Below are 7,252 nucleotides of genomic sequence, written 5' to 3'. Positions count from 1 at the left end.
ACGTCTTAAGTTTAACTCCAATTAGGTAACTTAATATTTTGTTACATAGATTGGTTTTTTCCCGCCTACCTACTTAATATCACACTTTTTTCATTATAACCGATAACTCATCAATTTATTTATTTTTCATTCCTAAAATAGTTTTGCCTGGGGCGAGTGCCTTTTCAGAAATACCGTGCAATCGAGGGTTTTCCAGAAAGGAGCAAAAAAATTGCACCCACTCCTCAAAGAAGTGGGTGCAAAACGACCAACTGTATTTTGAGCCAAAAACTCAAAACATTAATAAGCGTCTTGCAATTCGTAGAAATCAGGGGAAATGTAATCTTTCCGCAGCGGCCAGCCTACCCAATCTTCGTTCATCAAAATCCGTTTTAGATTCGGATGTCCTTCGTAGACAATGCCGTACATATCGTAGGATTCCCGCTCTTGAAAGTCGGCTGCTTTCCAAATCCAGTAGACTGATGGCACTCTGGGATCTTCGCGGGGAATGAATACTTTGACGCGGACTTCTTCAGGCTTGGAAGCATTATCTGTCAGTTTAGCCAAGTGGTAGACGCTGACTAAATCTTCTCCCGGGCCTTGGTCGTAGGCGCACTGGCACTGCATATAATTAAACCCGTAGGCATACAGTGCTGTTGACATCGGAATTAAGAAGTCTCGATCGACCTTTAATATCTCCACGCCCAAATTATCGGCCGCTAAAGCTTCGTGTTCAAAGCCATTCTGAGTCAACCACTGGGAAACCTTCCCGGCTTCAACAATTGCAGATTCTTGTTCAGCCACGGTTTACCTCCTGTTTTTGTCCTGCAAGCAAAGCCGGTGGTACTGGCATTCCCATTGCTTCGGTCAATTCTTTCGGCGGCGCCATCCGACCGGGAACTGACAAATATTTGCCATCCAAAATGTCGTCTACTACTTTCATTTTGTGGGGTCTGGTGTAGTAGCGGTGGGTGGGCTGCAAGTTGCCGCGTTCTTGCATCGAATCGTTGGCGATTTTTTTACGCAGTTTGATAATTGCGTCAATAATCGCTTCTGGGCGGGGGGGACAGCCGGGGATGTACACGTCTACGGGAATCAGTTTGTCAACGCCTCTGACTGCTGTGGGGGAGTCTACGCTGAACATTCCGCCGGTGATGGTGCAGGCGCCCATCGCGATGACGTATTTGGGTTCGGGCATTTGTTCGTACAGCCGCACCAAAATGGGGGCGTACTTCATGGTAATTGTGCCGGCGGTGATGAGCAAGTCGGCTTGTCGCGGACTCGATCGCGGTACTAAGCCGAATCTGTCGAAGTCGAAGCGCGATCCGATCAAAGCTGCAAATTCGATGAAGCAGCAAGCGGTACCGTAAAGCAGGGGCCACAGGCTCGAAAGTCTCGCCCAATTGTAGAGGTCATCAACCGTAGTTAGGATGACATTCTCTGATAATTCCGATGTGACTTCAGGGCGAATAGCGGGATTGACAATTAGAGGTTTTTGTGATTTGTCAGAACTTAAGACCATTCCAAGGCTCCTTTGCGCCATGCATAGACAAGAGCAATAACGAGGATCGTGATAAAAAACAAGGCTTCGATGAAAGCCAACAGTCCTAGCTGGTTGAAAGCAACCGCCCAAGGATAGAGGAAGACGGTCTCTACGTCGAAGATGACGAAGACTAAGGCGAACATATAATATCGGATGTTGAACTGAATCCAGGCTCCGCCGATCGGCTCGACGCCAGATTCGTAGGTAGTGCGTCGGTCGTAGGGACGACTTTTGGGCCGCAGTACCTTAGACGCCGTGAGGGCGAGGATAGGGACTAGGCTGGAAATTAACAGGAAGCCTAAGAAATACTCGTAGCCGCTGAGTGCAAACACGGTGAATAATTACTGCCTAGGTGAAAGGGTTCTGTAACTTGTCTGTTACATTATATAGATTTTGGGTAGCTAAAATTACGAGTTAGTTGAGATTAATCCTCCATCTTCTGCAATAATTTTTAATGTATATTTTAATATTGTAACTGCCTGTGGAAGACGGGCGGCTGCCTGTGGACGCTAAGTAAGACCATCCTCGACTTAAGTGTCGAACACCCAAGTGGTGTCCGTAACGTGGCATCGGCGGTTGAGACGGGAAACCTTGAAGACGAATAAGACCGTCCTAATATGAGTTTTAGTTGGAAGCCCCAACTCGAACGAAGTTTAGTTGAGGTACTTCACGATTAGCTGACCCATAATTTTGGATTTATGAGCGATCGAGCCACTGAGACCAAAACCCTCGATCGGCACGAGTGCCGCGCCTGCGGCTACGTCTATGAGCCGAAAAAGGGAAATCCTAAAATTGACATTGCCCCGGGCACGGCTTTTGAAGATTTGCCCCAAACTTGGGTCTGTCCCGTTTGCGGGGCGCGCAAATCGGTGTTTCAAAATCTCGGTCAGATGGAAGGGGTATCGGGATTTAAGGCAAATCAGCGCTACGGTGTCGGTGTCAACGGCATGACCGAAGGTCAGAAAAGTTTGCTGATTTTTGGCGGCTTGGTCGTTGGTTTCTTGTTGTTACTTAGTATGTATGGTTTGCAGTAAAACGATTGTGAGATTTTGGCAACGAATTGTAATGTTATTGGCTGCTGCGCTCATCTGTACGAGTTGCAGCACCATCGGTTCTGTGAGTTACAACCCTTGGCAAGTGATTTCCTTGCCGACGGAAGCTAATTTGCAGGATATTGCCTTTACGGGCAATCCTCAGCACGGCTGGGTTGTGGGTTCTGAGGCGACTTTGCTCGAAACCCTTGACGGTGGCACTAGCTGGAAGCCTATAGCACTGGATATCGACGATCCGAGGTCGCGTTTTGCGTCGGTGAGTTTCTCCGGTTCCGAAGGCTGGATTGTCGGCCAGCCTTCAGTTTTGCTCCACACGAACGACGAGGGCAAGTCTTGGACACGGATTGCTTTGAGCAGTCAGTTGCCCGGTTCTCCGAGTACGATCGCGGCTTTGGGCCCGAATTCCGCCGAGATGACGACTGATGTCGGGGCGATTTACCGGACTTCGGACGGCGGCAAAAATTGGAAAGCTGTTGTGCAGGATTCTTTTGGGGTAGTTCGCAATATCAACCGTTCTGAAGACGGGCAGTATGTTGCGGTTTCCTCGAAGGGCAATTTCTACTCGGTGTGGAAACCCGGACAAGAAGCTTGGGAACCTCACAACCGCAATAGTTCTCGCCGCCTGCAAAATATGGGCTTTACCAAGGACGGGCGTTTGTGGATGCTCGCCCGCGGCGGTCAAATTCAGTTTAGTGACCCGGAAAGTGCCGAAGGTTGGGGAAAACCGTTTTTTCCAGATCGCAAGGCGAGTTGGGGTTTGCTGGACATGGCTTACCGGACTGATAATGAAGTTTGGGTAGCCGGCGGCGGCGGCAATTTGCTGTGCAGTTTGGACGGCGGGAAAACTTGGCTAAAAGACCGCGAAGTTGAAGATGTTCCCGCTAATTTTTACAGGATTGTCTTTATGGGCCCCGATCGCGGATTTGTGATCGGCGCGAGCGGTACTCTACTTAAATATCAAGGTTCAGCGCAAGCTGCTTGATAGTAGAATAGTAAGAGAGATTGTCTGTCAATTTGTTGTTGAAAGGAGGATTCTAAATGGCTGGTACAACTGGAGAACGTCCGTTTGGGGACATTATTACAAGTATCCGTTATTGGGTAATTCACAGCATCACCATTCCGGCTTTGTTTATTGCTGGATGGCTGTTTGTGCAAACGGGTTTGGCTTACGATGCTTTCGGAACTCCTCGCCCTAACCAGTATTTCACACCGCAGCGGGAAGAAGTGCCGATTATCTCGGATCGCTTTGAAGCTAAGAAACAAGTAGATCAGTTCATTGCCAAGTAATTTAACAAGGATTTGGAAAAATGACGAGCAGAACCCCCAATAATGAGCCAATTTCGTATCCGATTTTTACGGTGCGCTGGTTGGCAGTTCATACTTTAGGTGTCCCAACAATTTTCTTTTTGGGCGCGATCGCAGCAATGCAATTTATTCAACGATAGGAGTTTACAATGCCTGAGCGCGTTCCTAATCCCAACGAGCAGCCTGTTGAGTTAAACCGGACTTCTTTGTATTTGGGTTTGTTGCTGATTTTTGTTTTGGGTATTTTGTTTTCCAGTTATTTCTTTAATTAACTGGTGTCTGAGTTGGCTTTCGATAGTTCCATCGAATTTGTTTAGCTGTAAATTAGTGAGGTGATGGCTATGTTTAGTGAAAGTGGCAGAATTCCTTTGTGGCTGGTAGCTACTGTTGCAGGCCTCGGTGCTCTGAGCGTTTTGGCTCTTTTCTTCTACGGTGCTTATGCCGGTTTGGGTTCTTCGATGTAAGGAGAATCAAGCTGATTTTCGGCTGTTAACCCCCCTTTTTCAAGGGGGGTTTTAATTATGCGAATTGTTTTGGTAAATCTGGTATAGCCTTTCTCAGTAACATGAGGTGCTCACGCGGGCATAGGGCATAGGGCATAGGGCATAGGACTCACCCCATACCTCACCACGCTTGAGAACCGCTATAAATGTTATCGAAAGTATTAATTTTTGGGCAAGTTTATGATAATTTAATTTCCTGGTGAGAGCGAGATTTTTGGTGTCTAGATGGAGATTTGCTCAATCAACTGCTCGCCTTGCGGGTTCACCAATAACCCCAAAATCGATCGCCACTAACCGACGATCGCCTCAAGAGTGTGAGCAGATCGTGAAATTAGCCAAAAGTTGCGAGTAGAATGGTGCAAGAGCCGATCGCTCGATCGTAGTGCACAGCGAAATATGACCCCACCGCCGCCGCCCCGCAAACCTCAAACCGTCTTGGGTGCGATTACCCAAGCAGTCCAGACTATTGCTAAGGTTAATTTTAACCAGCTAGCGCTGAAACCTAATGCCAAAGTACCCGAACTGTGGGTGCAGGATGCGGGTGCAGCTAAAGCTGAGGTTTATCCGCTGTTGGGCGATCGATATTTGTTAGGTCGATCGTCGAAATCTTCAGATATTGTAGTTCGCAATCCTGTTGTCAGTCACGTACACTTATCCCTGTCGCGGGATAGTCGGCGGCGGACTCCTTTTGTCATCAAAGATGAAGACTCCACAAACGGCATTTACAATGGCAAAAGGCGAGTTAAAAGTATGTCCCTGCGTCACGGAGACGTATTCACTTTAGGGCCGCCGGAACTAGCCGCCGCTGTCAGAATTCAGTACGTATATCCGCCGCCTTGGTATTTGCAATTTGTGCGTTACAGCTTTTACAGCGTCAGTGGAATCACCGCTTTGATTGCCGTGTTGGTAGGCATGGAATCGACAAAGTTTCAAGTGCGGCCTCTGCCGAGAAGTATCAATGGCCCGGTGATTGTTTACGCCCGCGACGGGCAAACTCCCCTGCGTCCTCCTCAGAATAACGCTCACTTAGAATTAAAGCAATTGCAGGATTTTTCGCCTTATTTAGCCAAGGCGGTACTTGCTTCGGAAGACAGCCGCTACAATTGGCATTTGGGGGTAGATCCGATCGGAGTTTTGCGCGCGCTTTTGACCAATGTTCGCGGGGGAGGAATTCGCGAAGGCGGGAGCACAGTGACGCAGCAGTTAGCGAGGAGTTTGTTTCGAGATTATGTGGGAACTCAAGATTCGGCGGGGCGCAAGTTACGGGAAGCTGTAGTTGCCTTGAAATTGGAGAATTATTACAGCAAAGATGAGCTGTTGCTGACTTATTTAAATCGGGTGTTTTTGGGAATTGACCTTTACGGTTTTGAGGATGCGGCTCGGTTTTATTTTGGGAAGTCGGCGAAGGATTTAACTTTGTCAGAGGCAGCAACTTTGGCGGGAATTTTGCCGGCGCCAAACAGTTTTAATCCGATTCAAAATTATCAGTTGGCGGTAGAGTACCGCGATCGAGTGATTGAACGGATGCGCGCAATGGGGACGATTTCTCAGGAAGAAGCCGATCGCGCGAGGCGATCGCGAATTGAGATCAATCCTAAAGCCCGCCAATATCTGCAAAGTACGATCGCTCCTTATTTCTATAGTTATGTATTTGACGAATTGGAGTTTTTGCTGGGGGAGCAGTTAGCCAGAGAAGGCAATTTTATTGTAGAAACAGGTTTGAATCCCGGCCTGCAAAAGTTGGCGGAAAGTTCTCTCAGAAATGCTGTTGAAAATGTGGGAGCTAGTGCAGGTTTTTCTCAAGGAGCCGTGGTTACTCTCAATAGTACAACCGGGGAAGTCTTAGCTTTAGTTGGGGGCGTAGATTACTTGAAAAGTCAGTTTAATCGGGCTACTCAAGCTTTGAGACAGCCCGGTTCTACATTTAAGATTTTCACCTATGCAGCCGCCCTAGAACGGGGAATCTCACCCGATAGAACTTATTCTTGCGCCCCCCTTTCCTGGGGCGGACAAAGTTACAGCGGCTGCGAAAGAACCAGCGGCAGTGCGGATATGTATGGCGGCGTGGCGTTGTCGGAAAATGCAATTGCTTTGAGAGTAGCACAGGATGTCGGTTTAGAAAATGTAGTGCAAATGGCTAGGCGTTTGGGGATTACTTCGGAACTGCGTTCTAACCCTGGTTTAGTATTAGGTGAAAGTGAAGTTAATGTGTTGCAATTAACGGGTGCTTTCGGGGTTTTGGCAAATCGGGGTTTGGGCAATCGTCCCCACGTAATCAAGCGAATTATTGACAGCAGCGATTGCAAAGATCGAAATGATTTTAACAGTTGCCGGGTGATTTATGAGTATCAAAAAGATGGCGTTGCCAATCGGCAGTTAGTTTCGGAAGCCGTAGCGGATACGATGACTGATATGCTGCAAGGTGTTGTGCGCGGAGGTACGGGCAGCAGTGCTGCTTTGGGGTTGGGAGAAGCTGGAAAAACAGGCACGACTAATGATAATAGAGATTTGTGGTTTGTCGGTTATATTCCGAGTCAGCAACTGGTGACAGGAGTTTGGTTGGGCAATGATGATAATTCTCCGACTGGGGGAGGTAGTGCCAATGCCGCTCAGTTGTGGGGGGAATATATGCGGCAGGTGGCGCGTTGATTGGATGCGGGGATTGGACGAATTTTGATACGGCATTGAAATATACAATTTAAATGCGGTACAGCTTGTCAACTCAATCTCCGAATCTTAAACGCAGAACCCATGAAAAACAGATGCTGCGATTGCTTTTCAAAGAGGGCGCGCTCATTTGTGACAAGTTAAGAAAAAGTGCAAATTGTCAAGGGGGTAGACCAAAAAAGGTAAAATAGGATGAAACCTTT

The 7,252-nt window shown here is 47.8% G+C and carries 10 protein-coding genes; 7 read left to right on the top strand and 3 right to left on the bottom strand.

Annotated elements, in window-relative coordinates:
• Positions 1–279: 279 nt before the first annotated feature.
• From QUA83_RS29620 to ndhC, 3 genes are read right to left on the bottom strand one after another with little or no spacing between them, the layout of a single operon-like run.
• The gene (locus tag QUA83_RS29620) at positions 280–783 is read right to left on the bottom strand and encodes an NAD(P)H-quinone oxidoreductase subunit J (RefSeq protein WP_333297743.1); all 504 of its coding nucleotides are present in this window, start codon (positions 781–783) and stop codon (positions 280–282) included.
• Complete coding sequence (gene ndhK / locus QUA83_RS29615) at positions 776–1,501, bottom strand: photosynthetic/respiratory NAD(P)H-quinone oxidoreductase subunit K (protein ID WP_333297742.1); 726 nt, start codon at positions 1,499–1,501, stop codon at positions 776–778. The genes QUA83_RS29620 and ndhK overlap by 8 nt, the downstream gene beginning before the upstream one ends.
• Positions 1,492–1,854, bottom strand: a complete 363-nt coding sequence (gene ndhC / locus QUA83_RS29610) for a photosynthetic/respiratory NAD(P)H-quinone oxidoreductase subunit C (RefSeq protein ID WP_006635500.1) — start codon at positions 1,852–1,854, stop codon at positions 1,492–1,494. Before ndhC ends, ndhK begins: the two co-directional genes overlap by 10 nt.
• Positions 1,855–2,220: 366 nt before the next feature.
• Here ndhC and QUA83_RS29605 point away from each other — a divergent pair, with 366 nt between their 5' ends.
• The 7 genes from QUA83_RS29605 (at position 2,221) to QUA83_RS29575 (ending at position 7,031) form a co-directional block, all read left to right on the top strand.
• The gene (locus tag QUA83_RS29605; protein ID WP_333109400.1) at positions 2,221–2,556 is read left to right on the top strand and encodes a rubredoxin; all 336 of its coding nucleotides are present in this window, start codon (positions 2,221–2,223) and stop codon (positions 2,554–2,556) included.
• On the top strand, positions 2,543–3,556 hold the full coding sequence (locus QUA83_RS29600; protein WP_333297740.1) for a photosynthesis system II assembly factor Ycf48: 1,014 nt from the start codon (positions 2,543–2,545) through the stop codon (positions 3,554–3,556). Before QUA83_RS29605 ends, QUA83_RS29600 begins: the two co-directional genes overlap by 14 nt.
• Positions 3,557–3,612: 56 nt before the next feature.
• A complete protein-coding gene (psbE, locus tag QUA83_RS29595) occupies positions 3,613–3,861 on the top strand; it encodes a cytochrome b559 subunit alpha (protein WP_006635503.1) in 249 nt (82 codons plus the stop codon).
• 20 nt (positions 3,862–3,881) lie between these two features.
• On the top strand, positions 3,882–4,019 hold the full coding sequence (gene psbF / locus QUA83_RS29590) for a cytochrome b559 subunit beta (protein ID WP_006635504.1): 138 nt from the start codon (positions 3,882–3,884) through the stop codon (positions 4,017–4,019).
• A gap of 9 nt (positions 4,020–4,028) precedes the next feature.
• Positions 4,029–4,151 carry a photosystem II reaction center protein L gene (locus QUA83_RS29585; RefSeq protein WP_015176850.1) on the top strand — a complete coding sequence of 41 codons (123 nt, stop codon included), beginning with the start codon at positions 4,029–4,031 and terminating at the stop codon, positions 4,149–4,151.
• A gap of 69 nt (positions 4,152–4,220) precedes the next feature.
• On the top strand, positions 4,221–4,343 hold the full coding sequence (locus QUA83_RS29580; protein WP_333126925.1) for a photosystem II reaction center protein J: 123 nt from the start codon (positions 4,221–4,223) through the stop codon (positions 4,341–4,343).
• A gap of 435 nt (positions 4,344–4,778) precedes the next feature.
• Positions 4,779–7,031, top strand: a complete 2,253-nt coding sequence (locus QUA83_RS29575; protein WP_333297739.1) for a transglycosylase domain-containing protein — start codon at positions 4,779–4,781, stop codon at positions 7,029–7,031.
• The last annotated feature ends 221 nt before the right edge of the window (positions 7,032–7,252 follow it).

The organism is Microcoleus sp. K1-B1 (genome assembly GCF_036704705.1).
Classification (GTDB): Bacteria; Cyanobacteriota; Cyanobacteriia; order Cyanobacteriales; family Microcoleaceae; genus Microcoleus.
This window is presented reverse-complemented; position numbering and strand designations above follow the sequence as displayed.